The organism is Desulfosporosinus sp. BICA1-9 (assembly GCF_000802135.1).
The window spans coordinates 1-19108 of record NZ_JUEE01000020.1 but is presented as its reverse complement, the minus strand read 5'-3'; the positions used below and the strand labels follow the sequence as shown (position 1 = coordinate 19108).

At 43.9% G+C, this 19108-nt stretch carries 27 protein-coding genes; 22 read left to right on the top strand and 5 right to left on the bottom strand.

Annotated features, from left to right (window positions below):
• Positions 1–7: 7 nt before the first annotated feature.
• The 13 genes from JL57_RS02465 to gvpA all read left to right on the top strand — a co-directional run bounded on the left by JL57_RS02465 (position 8) and on the right by gvpA (position 6253).
• Entirely contained in the window at positions 8–421 is a 414-nt protein-coding gene (locus tag JL57_RS02465) for a hypothetical protein (RefSeq protein ID WP_291299609.1), read from the top strand.
• Between the two features lie 5 nt (positions 422–426).
• On the top strand, positions 427–1311 hold the full coding sequence (gene gvpN, locus JL57_RS02460; protein WP_034140475.1) for a gas vesicle protein GvpN: 885 nt from the start codon (positions 427–429) through the stop codon (positions 1309–1311).
• 2 nt (positions 1312–1313) lie between these two features.
• A complete protein-coding gene (locus tag JL57_RS02455) occupies positions 1314–1556 on the top strand; it encodes a hypothetical protein (protein ID WP_034140474.1) in 243 nt (80 codons plus the stop codon).
• Between the two features lie 103 nt (positions 1557–1659).
• Positions 1660–1884: a gas vesicle protein GvpJ gene (gene gvpJ / locus JL57_RS02450; RefSeq protein ID WP_034140473.1), complete on the top strand. Its 225-nt coding sequence runs from the start codon at positions 1660–1662 to the stop codon at positions 1882–1884.
• A 15-nt stretch (positions 1885–1899) separates the two neighbouring features.
• Positions 1900–2172: a gas vesicle protein GvpO gene (gene gvpO / locus JL57_RS02445; RefSeq protein WP_034140472.1), complete on the top strand. Its 273-nt coding sequence runs from the start codon at positions 1900–1902 to the stop codon at positions 2170–2172.
• Between the two features lie 57 nt (positions 2173–2229).
• Positions 2230–2946: a GvpL/GvpF family gas vesicle protein gene (locus tag JL57_RS02440; RefSeq protein ID WP_034140471.1), complete on the top strand. Its 717-nt coding sequence runs from the start codon at positions 2230–2232 to the stop codon at positions 2944–2946.
• A gap of 41 nt (positions 2947–2987) precedes the next feature.
• The gene (locus JL57_RS02435) at positions 2988–3194 is read left to right on the top strand and encodes a gas vesicle protein GvpG (RefSeq protein ID WP_291299608.1); all 207 of its coding nucleotides are present in this window, start codon (positions 2988–2990) and stop codon (positions 3192–3194) included.
• Positions 3191–4279 (top strand): GvpL/GvpF family gas vesicle protein, encoded by a 1089-nt coding sequence (locus tag JL57_RS02430; RefSeq protein WP_034140470.1) that lies wholly within the window; start codon positions 3191–3193, stop codon positions 4277–4279. The genes JL57_RS02435 and JL57_RS02430 overlap by 4 nt, the downstream gene beginning before the upstream one ends.
• Complete coding sequence (locus tag JL57_RS02425) at positions 4272–4472, top strand: gas vesicle protein (RefSeq protein WP_034140469.1); 201 nt, start codon at positions 4272–4274, stop codon at positions 4470–4472. The genes JL57_RS02430 and JL57_RS02425 overlap by 8 nt, the downstream gene beginning before the upstream one ends.
• Positions 4469–5221, top strand: a complete 753-nt coding sequence (locus JL57_RS02420; protein WP_034140468.1) for a GvpL/GvpF family gas vesicle protein — start codon at positions 4469–4471, stop codon at positions 5219–5221. Before JL57_RS02425 ends, JL57_RS02420 begins: the two co-directional genes overlap by 4 nt.
• Positions 5214–5546 (top strand): gas vesicle protein K, encoded by a 333-nt coding sequence (locus JL57_RS02415; RefSeq protein WP_034140467.1) that lies wholly within the window; start codon positions 5214–5216, stop codon positions 5544–5546. Before JL57_RS02420 ends, JL57_RS02415 begins: the two co-directional genes overlap by 8 nt.
• A 15-nt stretch (positions 5547–5561) precedes the next feature.
• Positions 5562–5912, top strand: coding sequence for a gas vesicle protein (locus JL57_RS02410; RefSeq protein ID WP_045691462.1), 351 nt, complete (start codon positions 5562–5564; stop codon positions 5910–5912).
• Between the two features lie 128 nt (positions 5913–6040).
• Complete coding sequence (gvpA, locus tag JL57_RS02405) at positions 6041–6253, top strand: gas vesicle structural protein GvpA (RefSeq protein ID WP_034140466.1); 213 nt, start codon at positions 6041–6043, stop codon at positions 6251–6253.
• 125 nt (positions 6254–6378) lie between these two features.
• Here gvpA and JL57_RS02400 read toward each other — a convergent pair whose 3' ends face one another.
• The 5 genes from JL57_RS02400 to JL57_RS02380 all read right to left on the bottom strand — a co-directional run bounded on the left by JL57_RS02400 (position 6379) and on the right by JL57_RS02380 (position 13214).
• Positions 6379–7374, bottom strand: a complete 996-nt coding sequence (locus JL57_RS02400; RefSeq protein WP_034140465.1) for a glycosyltransferase family 4 protein — start codon at positions 7372–7374, stop codon at positions 6379–6381.
• Positions 7375–7447: 73 nt separating this feature from the next.
• The gene (locus tag JL57_RS02395; protein WP_034140464.1) at positions 7448–8398 is read right to left on the bottom strand and encodes a glycosyltransferase; all 951 of its coding nucleotides are present in this window, start codon (positions 8396–8398) and stop codon (positions 7448–7450) included.
• Positions 8399–8615: 217 nt separating this feature from the next.
• Positions 8616–10442, bottom strand: a complete 1827-nt coding sequence (locus JL57_RS02390) for a hypothetical protein (RefSeq protein ID WP_291299607.1) — start codon at positions 10440–10442, stop codon at positions 8616–8618.
• 126 nt (positions 10443–10568) lie between these two features.
• A complete protein-coding gene (locus JL57_RS02385) occupies positions 10569–12122 on the bottom strand; it encodes a YncE family protein (protein WP_034140462.1) in 1554 nt (517 codons plus the stop codon).
• A 111-nt stretch (positions 12123–12233) separates the two neighbouring features.
• On the bottom strand, positions 12234–13214 hold the full coding sequence (locus tag JL57_RS02380) for a glycosyltransferase family 1 protein (protein WP_034140461.1): 981 nt from the start codon (positions 13212–13214) through the stop codon (positions 12234–12236).
• Positions 13215–13372: 158 nt separating this feature from the next.
• Here JL57_RS02380 and JL57_RS02375 point away from each other — a divergent pair, with 158 nt between their 5' ends.
• The 9 genes from JL57_RS02375 to JL57_RS02335 form a co-directional block, all read left to right on the top strand.
• The gene (locus tag JL57_RS02375; RefSeq protein ID WP_034140460.1) at positions 13373–13612 is read left to right on the top strand and encodes a hypothetical protein; all 240 of its coding nucleotides are present in this window, start codon (positions 13373–13375) and stop codon (positions 13610–13612) included.
• 192 nt (positions 13613–13804) lie between these two features.
• Positions 13805–14923, top strand: coding sequence for a glycosyltransferase family 4 protein (locus tag JL57_RS02365; RefSeq protein ID WP_291299612.1), 1119 nt, complete (start codon positions 13805–13807; stop codon positions 14921–14923).
• An 85-nt stretch (positions 14924–15008) separates the two neighbouring features.
• Positions 15009–15995, top strand: coding sequence for an SDR family NAD(P)-dependent oxidoreductase (locus tag JL57_RS02360; protein ID WP_034140457.1), 987 nt, complete (start codon positions 15009–15011; stop codon positions 15993–15995).
• Between the two features lie 17 nt (positions 15996–16012).
• Entirely contained in the window at positions 16013–16249 is a 237-nt protein-coding gene (locus JL57_RS33315; protein ID WP_291299606.1) for a sugar phosphate nucleotidyltransferase, read from the top strand.
• A complete protein-coding gene (locus tag JL57_RS33310; RefSeq protein ID WP_291299605.1) occupies positions 16164–16538 on the top strand; it encodes a sugar phosphate nucleotidyltransferase in 375 nt (124 codons plus the stop codon). The genes JL57_RS33315 and JL57_RS33310 overlap by 86 nt, the downstream gene beginning before the upstream one ends.
• 153 nt (positions 16539–16691) lie before the next feature.
• On the top strand, positions 16692–17084 hold the full coding sequence (locus tag JL57_RS02350) for a hypothetical protein (protein ID WP_034140456.1): 393 nt from the start codon (positions 16692–16694) through the stop codon (positions 17082–17084).
• 255 nt (positions 17085–17339) lie between these two features.
• Positions 17340–17696, top strand: a complete 357-nt coding sequence (locus JL57_RS02345) for a hypothetical protein (RefSeq protein ID WP_034140455.1) — start codon at positions 17340–17342, stop codon at positions 17694–17696.
• A gap of 109 nt (positions 17697–17805) precedes the next feature.
• Positions 17806–18150: a hypothetical protein gene (locus JL57_RS02340; RefSeq protein ID WP_034140454.1), complete on the top strand. Its 345-nt coding sequence runs from the start codon at positions 17806–17808 to the stop codon at positions 18148–18150.
• A 41-nt stretch (positions 18151–18191) separates the two neighbouring features.
• The coding region (locus JL57_RS02335) for a collagen-like protein (RefSeq protein ID WP_034140453.1) at positions 18192–19108 on the top strand (917 nt) is incomplete at its 3' end.

The following is a 19108-nucleotide window of genomic DNA, read 5'->3' as shown; positions in this document are numbered from 1 at the left end:
AAAAATAATGAGTATGAATCTTGCCGAATTAGGGCTTGTGTTATGTCAGGAGTTTGACCAAAGAGAGCTCGAATTGAATACACTCCATTCGGAAATTCGGACAAGAGTGAAAAACGATCGGGATGAACTCTCTAAGTTGAATAATCTTGATCGTGCAAATCAAATGAAGGACCAAAAGAAGATTATGGAAGACGCGAGTGGTTTGTTAAATAAGTATAGAGTTGAAAGGGCGGCCTTAGGGCAGCTACTGAAGGCCAATGATGTCTCACAATTTGCTGAGATGAATTCATGGGCTAGAGAGCGAGAGGAAGAATTGAAGGGCTGGTATAAAGCTGGAAGGTATATGTTAAGAAAGCCTGAAGAATCAAAGGGCGGGCATAAAGCTGGAGGATATATGTTAAGAAAGCGTACAGGGAGGTAAGACAATTGCCGGATGCATTTATTGAAACTGCATATATTAGGGACCTAACGAACCGCGCTTTGCTCTATCTCCAAGCCGGTTATGCGGTTCATTTTTGTGGACCGGCCGGGACGGGGAAGACTGCTCTGGCAATGCATATCGCAGATCTTTTGGGTCGCCCGGTAGTTACGCTCCAGGGCAATGATGAGTATAAACCCTCTGATCTGGTCGGAGGGAACTCAGGAATGCGCAGGAAGAAAGTACTTGATAACTATGTTCATTCTGTTTGGAAGGCCGAAGAATCAATGGATAGCGTTTGGTATGATGGAAGAATAACCCATGCATGTAGAAACGGTCATACTTTGGTCTATGATGACTTTACTCGTTCCAGACCAGAAACCAATAATGTACTACTCTCAGTCTTGCAGGAGAAGACTTTGGATTTATCTGCGCTTCAAAAGGGTGAAACAAAATTATCCGTTCACCCTGATCTTTCAGTGATTTTAACCAGTAATCCAACAGAATACGCAGGGGTACACGTGCTTCAGGATGCTTTGAAAGATCGTGTCATCACTATTACGATAAAACGACTAGACCGAGAATCGGAGGTAGCAGTTGTTTCAGGCCGATCAGGGTTGCCTTGGCGCGAAGCGGCTCGGGTTGTAGATATCGTTCGTGGGATTCGAGGAAATGAGGTTAATAAGCCCAGCATTCGTGCGGCAATCATGGTCGCCACGATCTTGGCGACGAAAGGATCAAAACCTGTCCGCGAAAACCCCTTATTCTATCAGGTTCTTATGGATGTTATCGGGTCGGAAATTTTTCATGAGAATAAAGGAGAACGCGATTCTGTTCTGAGTCAACTTATTGAACAGGAATTAGATAAGTACACCCCTGATGATAGGAAGTGAAAATGATGCGTCAGGCTCCAGCATTAAGGCCAAAGCTAATTCGACCTGCAATCCGCGATCATACACCAAGTTTCTTCCAGATGCACGTGTATGACCAAGAACTCCATCGACTCGAGGCTGAGCGAGCGGAGATAGCTAAACGGGTTAGGGTGATAGAGGAAAGGGTAAAGGTCGTTCAAAGGGAGTTGCAAAAACTTGAACGGACTCTCAAAAATCGTGTGCACAACCAACCTACTGATTTTTGAGCATTAAAGTATGCTATGAAAAAACCATTAATATTGAACTTTTGTCATGATTTCTGATCCCTATCATATATATGTCATAGGCAGTTAGGAAGGGGGTCAGATCATGGCATTAAGTAAAAGCGTAGAGTCAAGTAGTTTAGCGGAGGTCATTGACCGCATTCTTGATAAGGGAATTGTCATTGATGCCTTTGTCAGGATTTCTTTGGTTGGAATTGAACTCATAACCATTGAAGCGCGTATTGTGATCGCTTCAGTGGATACCTATTTAAAATACGCTTCCGCCATCGGGCTAACCCTTACAGGCTCTTCCTCGATAATGAGGAATTAAAGGAGGAGATTGAGCATGGATATCCAACAATTAGTCAATGATGTAAAAACCTTCTTCCAAAGTATTCTACAAAAAGAGGCAAATGTCATTGGCGTTAGGCGACGCGAAAACGGCTGGATTGTACAAGTTGAAACGATCGAGGATTCTGACTATCAGCGGCGCCGAGCACTTGATGACGTTGTGGGGCTTTATGAGGTAGAAGTCAGTGGCAAATTAGAAATTTTAGGATATAAGAGGATCGGTTTGCGTGAACGAGACGAAATTGGTCAAATAGATGACAAGGAATAAGAATTTTAAAGTCGTGTCATGACATGACTTTCTTTTTTCAATAAGGGGTGGGAAAGATTGTATTACGGTTACGGTATTATTCGGGCAAAATCCATTGAGGTTGAATCCCTGAAATTAGGCCCTAAGCAAGAGCCTCCCTGCCTCATTGTAGAAGGGGAACTTGGGATGCTCTGCGCTAAGATTGAAGATGACTCGATGGCAACGGCTACGAGAGAAAGTATGAGTCTTTACACGGAAGTGCTTTGTCAAGTTATTAAGCACACCACGGTAGTTCCTTTGCGTTTTGGGACCTTATTTGATCAAGAAGAAGAAATTCATATGGTTCTTAAAAAAGAGAAAAAACGATATTTCAGGTTTCTCACCAATTTAGATAACAAAATAGAAGTCGAGCTTAAGGTTTGGTGGAAAAAAGAGAGCTTCCAAGATACGATGATGAAAAACAAACGCTTAGGGCGTTGGAAAAAAGCGATAGAAAGAGGGGAAGGCCAGGGTTACGATGTTGTAGAGTTTGGCAAGGCAACTATGGAAGTTGCGGATTATGAGCGTAAAGAATTAGAAAAGTCATTTCTCGCAACGCTTCGTCCGTTAGCTGACGAGTGGTTGGTCAAAGATCCAATGGATGAATTTCAAGCCTTTGATGGAGTATTTTTGGTCGAACGCCAGAAGGAAGAGGACTTTGATCAAGCCGTTGGAACTCTTTATGAAAAGTACTCTGCTACGATGATTTTTAAATATACAGGCCCTTGGGCACCGCACCACTTTGTAAACGAATAATGAACGGTACAATAATTCTTGGCCTGGAGGACAGATAGATTATGTTTAGATTTCCGATTTGGGCAATCAAACAAATTATTGAACATGCCGAAGCAGAGTACTATAGCCCTGAAGCCATACGGCGAGAACTCAGCCAACGGCAGTATATGCTAGAAAATAAAGAAATTACCCTAGAGGAATATCGTGAACATGAAAAACGATTATTTGAACGATTGATGGAGGGTCAGGAAAGAGGGATAGAAGAATGAAGTGGTCCCCTCGAGGGTGGGAACAGAAAGTAGAAAGGCTTGTGCATCAATGCGAGGACAAGGTAATCTTAGAATTAGAAGAAGTGATTATGGCACGTTTGAGAGAGGCAGGTGAAACTGTCATCCAGGGCCTTTTTCAAGAGTGGTCTTGTCTAGGGGTTTCCACAACAGAGCACCAAGAAGTCTCAGAAGCGAAGAAAGAGGACACTGCTCCTCAAGTCTTAATCAGTGAGGTCAATAATACCTGTCAAGTTAGCAAGGTGTGTGATTTCAGTAGAGCTGATCCCACACCATTTACCGATGAAGAGGTTTTGTACGCGTTTGGCATTATTAAAGCAAATCCAGAGGATAATGTTGATTTGCTTGGCATGGAGGACAGGCCATGTCGCATTGTTGAAAATGGAAACCTGGGTATGCTTGTCTGCCCAGTCCCTCGAAGAGAGTACAATGAAGAGTCACTCCATCTTTATTTGGAGGATATGGCCTGGGTAGAGAGTCATGCGCGGCGTCACGAAGAAACTTTATTAATAGTCATGGAGGGTAGGTCGGTCATCCCCCTGCCATTTTGTACAATCTTTACCGATGAGGAAAATATAAAACAACAATTAGCCCTCAACGCCGAGATAATACAAGGCAATTTGCAAAGGCTAGGCGGCCATAAGGAGATGCATGTTAAACTTATTGTCAATCATAAACGGCTTTTAGAAAAACTTCATGAAGAGCAACCCTATTCAGGGGAACAAGGCGGAGGGGGGTATTTTCAGAAACGCCAATGGGAGAAAAAGATAGCAGAAGAAATGGAACGAGTTTTGGATGACTATGGGGAATCTCTCTACCAAGATTTAAATAATATCGCGGAAGTCATCCTCCTAGATAAGGCTGGAGTTGTTGCGCCGGAGGGACAACAGGTTGTTTTTGCGGTTCAAGCTTTATTAAGTAAGGAACGTCATGAAGAATGGGATAAAAAGTTGGTGGAATTTGACGAAAAGGGTGATCCGCTAGGGTTTATTTTAGAGGTATCCGGTCCTTGGCCGCCCTATCACTTTTCAAGGTTAACTAATGAGGAGGCAACTATGGGTGGGTGATATTGCAAATTCAAAACAAGTTACGCTACTTGATGTCGTGGAGAAATTGCTTGATAAAGGAGTCGTTATTTCCGGTGATCTTATTCTTAGCTGTGGCAATGTTGATTTAGTTTATTTGAATTTAAAACTCGTTCTCACATCGGTACAGACGATGCTCGAAGAGAAACCTTTGAAGAAAGACGTGAATTTATGAAACAGCCTTATCTCTTGGGTTTTATTCGTAATTGTACCGATCTACCTAGTGAACCACCGTTGTCGACTGAATTAACAACTGTGGGAGAGAACAGTGTAATTTGGTGTAAGTCCCCAATGGAGATATTCAAGACGAAGAAGGATTTTCTATTGGCTATGTTGGAGTGGTTTGAACAAATCCGACGCCTTCAGTTAACTGTGCTACCGATACAGTCCGGTGTGAGTGTTTCGGATGAGGTTCACTTGGCTGAGCTTTTATTGACTTATAAAACAGAATTGGATCTGTGTTTTGACAAAGTGGAGGGGTGTTCGGAGTATTGTTTGACTATTCTACAAAGGAATCAGGAATTCGCTCATTTATCTTATTCATCATTGAGAGAGAATGTGCAAAGCGGGAAGGATTATCTTGATCGGATGAGGGTATGGCATCAATTGATAGAAAAGGAAGTGCTGCAGGCCCGAGAGGTTATCTCACATTTTTGCTTACGGTTAACCCCGTGGATTAAGGACTATTGGTCTGAAATCCCTCAAACTCGGGGAGCCGGAATTAATTTGGGGTTTTTAGTGCCTAATACCTTCAACCAAGAATTTATCAACGAATTAAAAACCCTTTTAGAGGAAGTTGATATTACAGATGAATGGACGGGACCGTGGCCCCCCTTTCATTTCAGTTCATTTTCTCTAAAGCCGGAGAGTTTTCTTATTCGCGAATCTTTGACATGGAGAATAGGAGGGTTACCTCATGATTGAGGATGACGAATCCGGTATTAAGGTTGCCGAGCGCATTATAGATTTTGAAGGGCAAAGCAAGGTAGGTCGTGTTAATGCTAATCAAGATAATGCGGATCAGGGACTTGCAAAACTTGTACTTAGTTTGGTGGAATTATTAAGGAGAGTTATGGAACACGAAGCATTGCGGCGCATTGATGGAGGGACATTAACGGAAGGGGAAATAGAGGAAATGGGGGAAACCTTTCTAAAATTGGAAAACAAAATGATTGAAATGCGCGAGATCTTTGGACTAAAAGAGGAAGATTTAAACCTAGATCTTGGACCTTTGGGAAAGCTTATGTAGGAAGGGGGAAGGAGTGTGGCAATTCAACATTCGAATAACAGTAGTGGTTTAGGAGATCTCTTAGAACGCATCTTAGATAAGGGAATCGTGATCGCCGGGGATATAAAAATATCTTTGGCGGATGTTGAACTAATAAATATCAAAATACGGTTGCTTGTAGCTTCTGTGGATAAAGCTAAAGAAATGGGGATTGACTGGTGGGCGCATGATCCTTATCTTTCGTCACGTGCGCGAGTATCTGAACAACAAGCGATTACTGCAAATACAGAACCAGTTTTAATTCAGCCAGATAAGGTTGAGAAAGTTAGCTCAAAAGCCGAAAAAGAAATAGAGCCAATTATAAATAGACCTAAATACCGAGTTTGAATTATTGAGTAAACAGGGAGGGTGAAAGCCTTCCCTGTTATTTTTAGTTTTATCCGATAAGATTTTCAATCACCCTTGTCCTCCACCTTACATATGATATGGTAGGATAGGGAGAGGAGGGAAAATGCATGAAAAAGGATGTCGATTCCTCAAGCTTAGCAGAAGTTGTTGATCGTATTCTAGAAAAAGGAGTAGTCATTGACGGTTATGTAAGAGTTTCACTAGTTGGCATTGAACTTTTAACGGTCGATCTTCGTATCGTGATTGCTAGTGTCAATAGTTTTTTGAGATATGCCTGTGCAGTAGGGCTAACCACCGAGCATCACGGCGACTTGTTTTAGCAAAAGGGAGGGAGAAATCCTTCCCTGTATTTTTGCGTAGTAGGCTTAATCACCGAGCATCACGGCGACCTGTTTTAATAAAGGGAGGGAGAAATTCCTCCGTTCTTACATTAGGTATACTATATCTACTCGATGACTGTTTTATAAGCTTCCAATGTAATCTCTGCAACTTTGGACCAAGGATAATGGTTGTGTATGTGCTGCATTAAGGGCAGGGGGGAGGCATTGAAGGATTGTTCAAGGGCAATATGTAAGCTTAGGTCATCTTGTGGGTGCACATAAAGGGCCATATCCCGGAAATATTCCTTAGGACTTCCTTGGTCTGTTGAGATTACAATGGTACCGCACGCTCCAGCCTCTAAGCTCGACAAGCCTGGGGTTTCAAACCAACTGGGTAATGCATGTACTTTGGCAGCCGAATAAGCCGAAGCAAGAAGTGCACCCTGCAGAGTGCCAATATGGGTGATGTTTGAATAAGATGTCAAACTTTTATAATAATTTAAATCATTAACAGGCCCCAAGAGAACGAGAGAAAGATCAAGGTCATGACAGACCTTTGCCAACCAAAGTTGGTTTTTCCTTGGAGATATCCTGGCTGCACAGAGCACAAATTCTTGGGGAAGATCAGGGAACTGTTCCCGGAATAGCTGAGGGGTTGCGCCGATGAATGTATCTGGAAACCCATTCGGAACCACTTGATGAGAAGAAGATTTGAGAAAGTCCTGTCGGAGAACGTCCATTTCAATTTGACTATTGGGGAGTAAGAGATCACATTCCCCCACGAGGCGAGCTCGCATGGGTTGCATATGTTTCCAGACTGCTAGGGCATTGGGACTTGCACCTTCCCGCTTAAAGTAAGCATTTGGAGGCCAATAAATTGTAGAAATGACAATCCTTTTTCTTTGCTTTTGGGCATTGAGAAAGAACAGATAACTCTCTTTAATACGGGTGATATTGAAAATATGAACTAAGTCATAGGGAGACAGATCAAGATTAGGATCAGTGGAAAGATGCACTTCAACGCCGAGTTTTTTTAGCTCTTGCCCGGTCGATACCATCTGCACAGTATCGCCAGCAGGGGTTTTCATGAAGTCCGGGCGAGCTTGGAAAAGCACTTTCATATAGAATCCTCCCCAAAGATACTCATTAAAGGGATTTGTCAAACGGCATGAAAAAGATTAGGAAGTTCGAGGTCTATAACCTTTCGAGAGCTTGACGGATAGCTTGGATGCGGTGTTGATAAGTATGGTTGCGGTAGACTTCTTCTTGGCCTTGGCGAGCAATTTTATGACGGAGGTCCTCACGGTTAAGATAAAAACGCACAAGTTCAATCGTCTCATCTGGATGACGGCTCCAGACGAGATGCACATGGTTTTTAAACGTATTTTCAATGGCTGGGGACCAATGCGTCAGGAAAAAGGCTCGACAACCTAAGGCTTCAAAGGTTCGCATGCTCATCATCGTGGGAGAGTCGATCACAGAGTGTAAGCCTAGAACGATCTTGGCCGAGGAATAGGCGTACGGTAATTGGTCGTAGGGTAAATATCCTTGATATATTCCGGAACCTAAGGTGTAATGATCTGTATTCGCCAGCCAGTGTTCATTACCGAAAACTTTCAAATGGAACGATCCTGAGAGCAAGGGAGTAAGGATTGTCTCTAGCCCAACTTTCCGTTGAGGATACGAGGTATAGTAATTGGCAACGAGAAGTAAGTCGCAAGTATACTCCAGCGACGGTTCGGAAGGATGATGAAAGGATGGATTGCAGGCAAAATGAAAAAACAAGGCGCGTAGTTTCTCTCGCCGATAAAGGGGAAGACATTCGCCCGCGGGAGTAAGAACCAGACTAGCTCCGCGTGCCAGAGGACGGGACATACGACGCCAGTCTGGGGGATCATCAATAGCCCAATAGACGAGGGGGAGTGCATGACGTCGTAAAAGAGGAAATAATTTTAGAGCTACTGTAGAAATCGAAACACCTTCAGCTAAGGCAAACTTGGGCTTCCAAGCCTTTAGCAAAGTGGTCAAACGGTCTTCCCAACCGGATTGATGGACTGGGATATAACGGATGTCGTCCAGCGGAGAAAAACCCGAGGCCAATCCCTGACACAACAAGGAGGAATCATTCAAAAACAGAACGTTCATTCATAGTGTCTCCATTGATGGTTTGTTTGTTCAATCGCAAATTCTAAAGTTTTAATGAGGGTTGCCGAGTTAATATAGTATCGTTGAGCAGCCTGCTCCACGCTCATATTGAGTATGCTTTTGGCCCCTCAACCAGATGTCAAAATACCGAACTTTCGAAAAACTTTGGCTGTCTGTGGATACTTGCTCAGAATATCGGCAAGATTGGTGTTTAAATCTAGGTGAGCCATTTGTTCCAAAAACCCCCTTTATTTTTCACATCGTCTTTTTCCGATTGAAGTTGACAAATTTGAGTCTCCAGTTTCTCGAGTGAAGTGTCACGCTCCTCTTGTTTAACCAGCATGACTTGAAGAACTTGGGATAGACTTTGAGTTTCTTTTTCGAGATGGGACATGGCTTCCTTGACTGGTTCCAGTTCATCAAAAGGCAGGAGATCGGCTTCTTGTCTGACTTGAAGAGCATTTTCTGAGATAACTCCTATGATTTGATCAAACTTGGAGAGCATGTCTTGAACAGCAAGGCTGAGAAGAGAGTTTTCTTGTTCGAGATGGGCGACCGTTTTGATTAAAGATTGGAGTTCTTCGTTTTCTTTTACAGGCAAGGGCTGGAGGACCTTCTCCGTAGGTTTTTCAGATACTTGAGGAGTTTCAAGTACTACAAGGGATTCAGGTACTATAAGGGGATCGGGCACTTCTAGGGCCTCTGGTGCTTCAAGGCCTTCAGTAGTTTCAGATGCTTGGATTAGCTCGAGTACTTCAAAGGTAGTGGATGTTACGGAGATATCCTCTGAATCAGCAACTGGATTTTTTGTTACTACATCAAGGTTTGGGGTATTTGATTCAAGTGGGGTAATTTTTGAGGGGATGGCCTTGCAAATATTCTCCATGACAGAAGCAGCCGAAAGAGGGTCGCAATGGGAAGGTAGTTGCTCGGGATAGAAAGCAGGTACAGGGGGAGGAACGGGTTGAAAAGTCTGGGCGGGAACGGTTTTGTATGGAGTGGGCGAAGGGGTCTGCTGATGAATACTAAAGCCTAATTCGTGGTGAAACGCCGGTGCATGTCTCACCCTTTGATCCTCTAACCAGTAAGTTTGATGAAAATTCCTTCTGCCTTTATGCACCCATTGTACGAGCTGGCGGAAAGGGGTATGCGAAGAAACTAGTTTCCATCCACTTCCATCATTTTGCATAAGGTTCTCTTCTCCTGTATAGGCAAGAAGCCAAAGAATCCCGTTTATTTCTAAAGCCCCAATGTTTTTAATAGGAGTGTTGAAGGTTTTGATGGGGGCAGGTGATGGATGCCAAGCACTGGCTAGCTCATGGGCATCCATCTGTTGCGCAGAGCGCAGTTCATACTGCCCACTGGAAGTTTTTACGACCCAATAGAGATGATGACCGTTATCTGATGTCATGAGTGTGGTCATATCGATGACTTCACCTGAAATTCTTAGAGTTTCAGTGGGAGAGCCCCAGATATGGAATGTTCCGTTAAAACGGTTTGTAAAGAGCAGAGAATATCGACCTTGGAAGGTTATAGTTAAGAAGTGTAGGTTTCCTTGACTATCCAAGTTAACGTGATAAAGGGGTTCTCGAGGGTGAACTACTTCGCCCATATGCGTACTCTGCCAGGAGGTACCGTTCCAAACACGATGATGGATACGCCACAGTCCAGGTATGGATTGATGAGTCGATGCGTAAAAGATATGTATTATCTTACCTTGCGGAAACAGAAAAAGTCGGCGGTATCGAGTTCCACGCACGTCTAGTTTGGCGATTATCGTCGTCTGAGGTGTCCCCGTTCCAGAAATAAGAGTGTAACACAGATCTCCATTTGTTTTGAGTAAGACAAGATGAGTAGTTTTAGAATCAGTCATGATCCCATGGGCTAAAAGCAGAGGTTCTTGGATTCGATAGACGGGTTCCGGATTGTTTTCTCTGAATAGGGCACATCCCTGGGGATCGATTTGCAAATATGAAGAGTTATTCTCATAGGTCAGGATAAGAGAGGTTAAAATGGTTCGAGTTAGGAGGGCCAATACGATCACTTCCTTTCTGTCATCGTACCCATGTGATACAGTTCAGTGCAAAGAAAGGGCCGTGAGGACGGCCCTTTCTGCTTAGAAGGGCAACGATTTATGACATAAGAGGGGGTACAACTACATGATAAAGGGTTATCGACAAGTATCCTGCTGTGGTGGGAAGAAATCACTGGGGAATGGAGTGAGAGTTGTGTCAAAGAAATTAAGGCAAGGATTTTCTGGGATATCAGGGAATTCCTCGCAGAGTGGAGGTTCTGGGCAGAATCCGAAGGCCGGAATAAGAAGTTGAACTAAACCGGTCACTTTTGTGATTACGAAGCTGCCGATAGCGAGCTGAATCGTAGTTAACGTGAACAATGGGCTGGTTAATACTTCGGTTCTTGTTTCAACTCTCAGGTTAAAGTCGAATTCTGGCCGAGTTGGCGGGAAGTACATCACAATATCTTTGTTGATATCTGGCAGGTTCCCTGTGACTGTAAATAAGGTCCCAGTGGAATCTCGTAAGGTTAGCGAATAAGGGATCTGAATCGTGAACTGTACTCTCGAGAAATTGGGGCGAGCTGGGATGGGAGTGATGACGACACTACCAGGAACGATCACACCTGTAGAGAAAGTCATGCTGATAAAGGTGAACGGCGGTACGCCAGTGGGTAGGGTCACTATGAAGGCTGGGAAGCATTCCCTTTGTAAGCAGCTAGCGTAGACTTTTTCAACGATGATGCAGACAGATTCGGTAATTTCCTCGAGTTGATAGGGGTCTGTCAAATCGATGGGGTCACTGGGTGACAAAGCAGATCCGACTCTGCCCACTGTAACACCCCGTGGAGGGAAGGAAGTCGGTAGCGCGGCTGCGATGGTATTGGTGAGTGTATTTATGATGCTTATAGAGCTATCTCCTTCGTTGGCAACCCATAACTGTGTGCCATCCCCGGTCACATCTAAGCCTAGAGGGTTAATTCCAACAGGAATTGTGGTTATCACGTTAAGTCCGGTAGTCGAGATTACGCTGACGCTGTTAGAACCGAAGTTGCTCACATACATAAAGACTGGATTCACTGGGTTTGCTGCAATTTTTTGTGGATTTGAGCCGACTGGGATTAGGCTCAAGAGTGCATTTGTGGCGATATTTATGACACTGACGTTATTACTGCCGCTGTTGACAACAAAGAGTTTTGTATTGTCCAAGCTAACGGCTAGTCCGTTGGGTGAAGTACCGACTGGGATCGTAGTGACAACGGTATTGGTGACTGGATTGATCACAGAGACTGAATTGCTACCTCCATTGCTTACGTAGATACGGCTGCCATCACGGGCAATTGTAACATCGATAGGTCCTGTACCAACAGTAATGGTACTTACTACGGTATGGGTTGGAATGCTAATGACTGAAACGGTTCCACTTCCAGAGTTTGTCACATAAGCTGTAGTACTAGTTGGATCAATTGCTACTGAAGTAGGTGCTAGACCAACAGGGATCGTAGCTAAGACAAGATTTCCAGCTGTGCAGATGACGGAGACAGTGTTACTACCAAAATTAGGAACTAAGACCTTTGTACCATCCGGCGTGCGTTTCGGGAAAGCGGGTGCGATCCCCACGGGAATGGTAGCGACTAGCACATCGCTGTATACATTATATATGGCGACTGCATTGTCGAGTGTTACCCAAGCATGGGTTTCAAATAGCATGTGTGTATTCCCCCCTTTTTTGATTCGATAAATGGTAAGAACTAAGGACTTTCAACGTATACTATTCGCTCGAAGTATAGGGTGTTACACGCTATTTTTAATTTCTATACTCTATGAAATTATTTGCTGCAGCATCCTGCCTGCCCGTTCGCTCCAGTCGTTTGCAAGAGCATAAGCCATTCTTTCTGCTCTGTTGGTATCATCACATGCTAAGAGATGACGTAAACGGAGAGAGAATAGGTAGGGGTTACACTCAAGATTGATGTTTGGAATGGTCAGGAGCTCAGGGAGTGGAGTCCCTAGAACACGGATTCCAGCCGCATAGTATTCATAGAGTTTGATGGGGTTGCACCCTTTCGTCATTTCAGTTTGAAGGAAGGGAATGAGTCCAACATCGAAGTGATGGAGATAGGCTGGGAGTTGGTGATATGATTTTAAACCCAAATAAAAAACGTTTTTATATTTAATAGGAAACTTATTAAGTTGAAAAAGGGCACCAAGAAAAACAAAGTTAAATTCTGGGTTCTCTTGGACAACAAATTTAAGCAATTCCCAATCCACCCAGGGGGCTATTGCGCCACTATAACCTATGATGGGTTTGCCAGAGGGAAGATCAATCGGGCGATCTTTCGGGTGAGAAGAAAAATGGACAAAATCAACACCGTTTGGTACAAGATGAACACGAGGATGCCTATGGACAAAATAGTCATAAATACTACCACTACTACAAAAAATCAGGTGTGCTTTCTCTAAGATAGCAGGATAATAGGGTGCCCAACTAGCAAATTCCTCTTTTGGTTCGTCCACTGCATCGTAGATAACAAGATTAGGGTTATAGTTTTGAATACTATTAATATGAGAGGGAACCGTCAACCAAAGGATGCGTGGTCGTGAATGGGGAACAGTTAAAGCAGAAGCTCCTTGGCAGAGGAGAAGGGATGTTGACAAGCTTCTGATTGTCGGTTTCGGAAAGTTACCGAGATCCTCGTAAAGAACCGTCTGACCAGATGCAGAAAAATGACCTAGCAGCTGTTGTGGGCGCTGAAACATCCAACTCCAAGGGATTGAGGGAGGGTAGATAATCGTAGACATTTGTAACCTCCTCGTTGTCCGTTTACCGAAAATATCGTACATATTATTAGGATATGTCGAAAAGTATTAAGGGGGAATGGAGAGGGCTAGTACCATTTGCTCAATGAGATCATATTATACAAAAAAGAGAGTTGTTTTGTATAAGAGGAGGGTGGAATATGGAAGAGGGGGAGGCTCGAACAATTAAGGAAGATATTGCAGAAATCAAGGAGGCTGTCAAGGATGTATCAGCAGTCGTGAACGATATGCGAGTGCTGCTAGCCGGTAACTATATTACTAAAAAGGAATTTGAGGAATTTAAAAAAGGATTCGAAACCGACCGTCGTTGGTGGTCAGGTTTTGTTATTGCTTTGGCAGGAGCATTCGCGGCAATCGTGAATGTCCTCTGGAAGCATTAAAATGGTATGGGAGCTGAATAATAGGAAAGCAAAAGAAGTCTGTCGTGTAGCTACGGGCAGCCTTCTTTTGCTATTCAAAAAGTTAAAGGGGTTTGAAAATAAGGACTCTAACATGTTTGAAGGCTTGTGCATAGAGTATTACAGAAGTCAACCTTGGAAACTGTTGATACGTAAGTTCATGGGGGTGATTCTCTGAAGATCTTATCATTAACCAATGAATTTGAAGAAGAAAGCTTTGGTGGTGCGGGAACAGCGGTAACAGGAATCGTGCATATGCTTGATCGTGTGGGTGTACAACAAACCGTGATAGTACCACGTAGTGATTGGACTGTGCCGGGCTGGGTTTTACGAGGGCAACAGATTAAAGTCCTAGGGTTACCGCGTAACAGCCATTACTTTGGTTTTTTAGGAATGATCAAGGTGGATGTCGTGTGTCAGGAATTTCCTGAGCTTAGTCAGGCGTGGGATATAATTCATAGCCATGCCATTAATTTTACACCCTTGGCGTATACCCTGTCCCAAGGAGTTATACCAATCTTCTATTCAGTTTATTCTTTTTTGCGCAAAGAGTTAGGAGACCGATCAGAGCCCGATTTACAAGCACAATTTAAGATACAGGAAGAGCTTCTCATGCGTTCTCAACGCATTCACCTCATAAGTCAGAGCGAAAGAAAGTATTTGGCAAGTCGTTTCCCGGAATACCTTCCTAAAACGGAGGTCTTACCTCTCGGTATCACCATACCTTCGGAACGCTGGCAACAAGGGAACACGAATGGGTTTCTGTATGTCGGAAGATTGCTGGATTATAAAGGGATTGAAGATCTGATCAAGGCCATGTCAATCATGCAACAAAGTGGTCGGCAAATTCATTTAAATATTGTCGGTAAGGGAACAGACTCCTATGAGGGGTTCTTGAAGCAGCTTGCTCGGTCACTGAAGCTAGGGGCTTATGTTCAATTTTATGGTCGGGTGACGAATGCAGAGGTAAGGAGATGGATGGCTCGTGCGACAAGTCTCGTTGTTCCCAGCCGACGTGAGGCCTATGGATTGGTGGCCTTAGAGGGAATGGCGATGGGGACGCCGATTATAGCGTCCAATGCTGGGGGACTCGCAGAAGTTGGGTCAAACGCCTGCGCGTTAACCTTTGAGGCAGGTAATATTGCGCAGCTGTCAGTGGCTTTAGCCAGCGCACTTGATAACCCATCCCTGCTAAGATCTCTCTCAGTCAAGGGGCGTGAGAATGCGATGAGGTTTGAGTGGGGTCGGCTTGCGCCGAGATATTTGAGCTGCTTGGAGCAAGTGAGGAGATAGGGGGAGGAAGAAGCAACGGTGTCAGATAGACAAAAACTGACATAAGATATAGTAATTATTGCAACAGAGGGGATGGGAGACCGTAATGTGGGAGCAAAAACAGGTTTTGGTCACTGGTGCGGGTGGATTTATTGGCAGTCACCTGACAGAGACCTTAGTCAAAGCAGGAGCGAAGGTGCGAGTATTTATTAGATATAATTCCAGAGATGGTCGTGGGAACCTAGAAGATTTAGAGCCCGGATTACTGGAACAGATCGAAATAATCGCAGGAGACTTACGTGATGCGGATGTGATCGAACGAACGGTCAAAGGATGTGACGCTGTTTTTCACCTAGGTGCTTTGGTGGGGATCCCGTATTCCTATAAAAACCCTCGCGAGGTTGTGGAAACAAATATTTTAGGGACGTTCAATGTGTTGACAGCTGCCCGGGATCATGGAGTGGAGCGAATCGTACACACTTCAACAAGTGAAGTATATGGGTCGGCACGCTATGTTCCGATTGACGAGTCTCACCCTCTTCAGGGTCAGTCCCCTTATTCTGCCAGCAAAATCGGGGCAGATAAGTTAGCCGAAAGCTTTTATGCTTCCTATGATTTACCGGTTGTCACAGTAAGACCATTTAACTGTTATGGACCACGTCAATCTGCCCGGGCCGTCATACCGACACTGATAACTCAGGCCTTAGCCTGTGAAGAAATACGTCTTGGAAACACAGATACCCTGCGTGACTTTACCTTTGTCACGGATACGGCGGAGGGATTTATTAAAGCAGCGCAGAGCCTAGAGGGGTTGGGTAAGGTAATAAATATTGGTTCAGGAAGGGAAATTTCGATTGGACAATTAGCCCAAATTATAATAAATACGATCCAGAGTACGGCAAAAATTGTCGTAGACGAGGCACGAGTTCGCCCGAGCCGCAGCGAGGTAAACCGTCTTCTCGCAGATAATCGCTTGGCTAAAGAAACGATCGGGTGGGAACCTCGTGTGTCACTGGAAGAAGGGGTCAAAAAGACGGTAGCCTGGGTTGCTTCCCATATGAACCGATTTCAGATAGGGAAATACCAAATTTAAAAGGGAAGGGGAATGGTATGCAAAGCATTATTTTAGCGGGTGGTAGAGGTTCGCGCCTAGATCCGTATACTCGAATATTACCCAAGCCTTTGTTTCCTATTGGGGAAAAACCGATAGCGGCTATTTTGGTTCATCAACTCCAAAAGGCAGGATTTGATGAAATAATTATTGTGTTTAGGTTATCTAGCAGATTTTATCAAGCTTTACTTCCAAAATGGCAGTCATTTGGGATTATCGATTCGTTATTCTGTTGAAACCGCTCCCTTAGGTACGGCAGGCCCATTAAAAATTGTGGATAATCTAGAGGACAATTTCTTAGTCGTCAATGGTAATGAATTAACCACCTTGGATTTTAGGGCGTTGTATGAACATCATATAGCGATGCGAGCAGATATGACCGTCGCTGTACACAAGAAAACTGTTTATTCATCGTTCGGAGTCTTAGAAATTAAAGATGGTCAAGTGACGGCCTATTCGAATTATACCATCCTCGATCAAAACGTTATTATGAGGGTGGAGGCCCTCCCGAATGGGACTATTTAAAATCTGTTCTTTTCTAGGGTAAGTATAGTAAGAAACGAAGGTAGAGAGTGGGGAGTCTTACAGCGGTGATGAACACTTTGATAAAGCTCATCATATAATGGATTAGATGGACAACTAAGAGCTGTTCTATCAAAAAAATAAGGGGGAAAAATAATGCCAGAACTAGAATTCCAAGGGCTAGAATCAGATGATGAGCTGCTTCTAGAGATACAAGGATGTGTTAAACAATGTAAGCCAAAGTGGGTTTTTTGTCCCTGTCCGAAGGGCGGTCAAGGACTCGTTGAAGATAGCTTATTTATTGTTAGACGGCATAAAATTTTCTGGGTTGTTCAGCTTTGTAAAACAGGAGTCATAGCCTTTAGGGAAGTTTCGCCACAATTTATGGAAATCTTTTCCGAGGTAATAGTAGGAGCTACGAGAATTTTTGTTGAGTTTGACCGGTGCCATAGAATAAAAGAATGGATTACCATCCAAGATAAAGACTGCTGCCCAGATAAACTCCCCAAAGATAAATGCTTAGATAATTTTTGTCAGGCTGACTTTTAAGCAAAGGGGCTGTAACAATACTTCATTTTGAAGTTTGTTACAGCCCCTTTATTTTTGAACAAGAAGGGACCTTCCAGAAAGTTCTATTTTTTGGCGGGTATGGAATCAGTTTAACTTTTTTATTCATCAGTGGCACTGCGCAGCGGTATTGTCCAACAAAGGGAATTGTTCCAGCATTAGTACAATTGAAGGTAACAAAATCAGGACATGAACAATACAATAAATAAACCCATAATTTAGGAGGTTAGAAAATATATGCCTTATTTAACAACGGGTTTGTTGGATAACGGCCCTGTTGAGGGCGATAGACAGAGTTCAACTCTCTCGGTAAATATTTCAAATGATGATACTTCTACGGTAGCAATTCAAATTGAGGGATTTTTTCAGAGTGGAACGACAAAAGTGAAGTATGTAGAAGAGTTTTTCACTCTTACAGCGGGATCATTGGCATTGAAAAACTATTTTGTCCCATTTAATGCCTTTGAGTTTCAATTTTTTGTAAGCTCACAGGCTGTAGAAGTATCTGCTTGGAGTAAGGACGCTACTGGAAACCTTACTTCAGTTCATTTGGTAGTGGCCGAAGCAAGCGCCAGAACAGGAAACAGTAAGTAAGAATTCTAAAAAAACTCTTATAAGTTGTGGATTTAATCAATTCGAAGGTAACGGAAATCGGACAAGTACAATACAATGTATAAACCATAATTTAGGAGGTTAACAAAATATGCCTGATCTAACAACTGGTTTGTTTGAAAACACCCCGGTTGAGGGTGTAAGACCAAGTTCAACACTTTCAGTAAATATATCAAATGATGATACTTCTACGGTAGATGTTCAAATTGAAGGATTTTTTCAAAGTGGAACAACAAAAGTAAAGTATGTAGAGGAGTTTTTTACTCTCACAGCAGGTAGTGTAGCCCTAAGAAGCTATTTTGCCCAATTTGATGCCTTTGAGTTTCAATTTACGGTTAGCTCAGAGGCTGTAGAAGTCACTGCTTGGGGTAAAGACGCAACTGGAAATCTAACTACAGCCCATAGGGTAGTTGCACAAGAGGTTAACCCATTTTAACAAGAAAATAATAATTACAAATAATGTGAGGAGACGAGAGGATGGCTGAATTAACTACCGGATTAATTGAAAATACGCCGGTCGCCGGTGTAAGACCAACTTCAACGTTCACAGTAAAAATCACTAATGATGACACAATTGCTGCTACCGTTTTCATTGAAGGATTTTTCGTGACAGGGATTACAAAAACATTGTATGCCTCGGAGTTATTTATTATGGCCCCAGGGGAGGTAGCAGAAAGAATCTATTTCGCGCAGTTTGATGAGTTTGAATTTAAGTTCATTACCAGCTCCGATGCTATTGAGATCTCCGCTTGGGGAAAAGATGCCGCTGGGAATTTGACCGCAGCCCATCGCTTGGTACCTGCAGAACTTGATCCAATAGGGCCCACAGGAGTGACAGGAGTGACAGGAGCAACAGGAGCAACAGGAGCAACAGGAGCAACAGGCTCGACAGGTGCAACAGGAGCTGCAGGAGCAACAGGAGCGACAGGTGCAGGAGCCACAGGAGCCACAGGAGCAACAGGAGCGACAGGAGCGACAGGAACAGTAGGAGCCACAGGTGCCACAGGTGCGACAGGAGTAGGAGCAGTAGGAGCGACAGGAGCAACCGGAGCACAAGGAATAGCAGGAGCAACGGGAGCAGTAGGAGCGACAGGAGCAACCGGAGCACAAGGAATAGCAGGAGCAACGGGAGCAGTAGGAGCGACAGGAGCAACCGGAGCACAAGGAATAGCAGGAGCAACGGGAGCAGTAGGAGCGACAGGAGCAACCGGAGCACAAGGAATAGCAGGAGCAACGGGAGCAGTAGGAGCGACAGGAGCAACCGGAGCACAAGGAATAGCAGGAGCAACGGGAGCAGTAGGAGCGACAGGAGCAACCGGAGCACAAGGAATAGCAGGAGCAACGGGAGCAGTAGGAGCGACAGGAGCAACCGGAGCACAAGGAATAGCAGGAGC

Coding starts and splice junctions, on each gene's coding strand:
- JL57_RS02465 (WP_291299609.1), top strand. CDS start 8: ATGAGTATGAATCTTGCCGAATTAGGGCTTGTGTTATGTCAGGAGTTT.
- JL57_RS02455 (WP_034140474.1), top strand. CDS start 1,314: ATGATGCGTCAGGCTCCAGCATTAAGGCCAAAGCTAATTCGACCTGCA.
- gvpJ (WP_034140473.1), top strand. CDS start 1,660: ATGGCATTAAGTAAAAGCGTAGAGTCAAGTAGTTTAGCGGAGGTCATT.
- gvpO (WP_034140472.1), top strand. CDS start 1,900: ATGGATATCCAACAATTAGTCAATGATGTAAAAACCTTCTTCCAAAGT.
- JL57_RS02435 (WP_291299608.1), top strand. CDS start 2,988: ATGTTTAGATTTCCGATTTGGGCAATCAAACAAATTATTGAACATGCC.
- JL57_RS02430 (WP_034140470.1), top strand. CDS start 3,191: ATGAAGTGGTCCCCTCGAGGGTGGGAACAGAAAGTAGAAAGGCTTGTG.
- JL57_RS02420 (WP_034140468.1), top strand. CDS start 4,469: ATGAAACAGCCTTATCTCTTGGGTTTTATTCGTAATTGTACCGATCTA.
- JL57_RS02415 (WP_034140467.1), top strand. CDS start 5,214: ATGATTGAGGATGACGAATCCGGTATTAAGGTTGCCGAGCGCATTATA.
- gvpA (WP_034140466.1), top strand. CDS start 6,041: ATGAAAAAGGATGTCGATTCCTCAAGCTTAGCAGAAGTTGTTGATCGT.
- JL57_RS02400 (WP_034140465.1), bottom strand. CDS start 7,374: ATGAAAGTGCTTTTCCAAGCTCGCCCGGACTTCATGAAAACCCCTGCT.
- JL57_RS02395 (WP_034140464.1), bottom strand. CDS start 8,398: ATGAACGTTCTGTTTTTGAATGATTCCTCCTTGTTGTGTCAGGGATTG.
- JL57_RS02385 (WP_034140462.1), bottom strand. CDS start 12,122: ATGCTATTTGAAACCCATGCTTGGGTAACACTCGACAATGCAGTCGCC.
- JL57_RS02380 (WP_034140461.1), bottom strand. CDS start 13,214: ATGTCTACGATTATCTACCCTCCCTCAATCCCTTGGAGTTGGATGTTT.
- JL57_RS02375 (WP_034140460.1), top strand. CDS start 13,373: ATGGAAGAGGGGGAGGCTCGAACAATTAAGGAAGATATTGCAGAAATC.
- JL57_RS02360 (WP_034140457.1), top strand. CDS start 15,009: ATGTGGGAGCAAAAACAGGTTTTGGTCACTGGTGCGGGTGGATTTATT.
- JL57_RS33315 (WP_291299606.1), top strand. CDS start 16,013: ATGCAAAGCATTATTTTAGCGGGTGGTAGAGGTTCGCGCCTAGATCCG.
- JL57_RS02350 (WP_034140456.1), top strand. CDS start 16,692: ATGCCAGAACTAGAATTCCAAGGGCTAGAATCAGATGATGAGCTGCTT.
- JL57_RS02345 (WP_034140455.1), top strand. CDS start 17,340: ATGCCTTATTTAACAACGGGTTTGTTGGATAACGGCCCTGTTGAGGGC.
- JL57_RS02340 (WP_034140454.1), top strand. CDS start 17,806: ATGCCTGATCTAACAACTGGTTTGTTTGAAAACACCCCGGTTGAGGGT.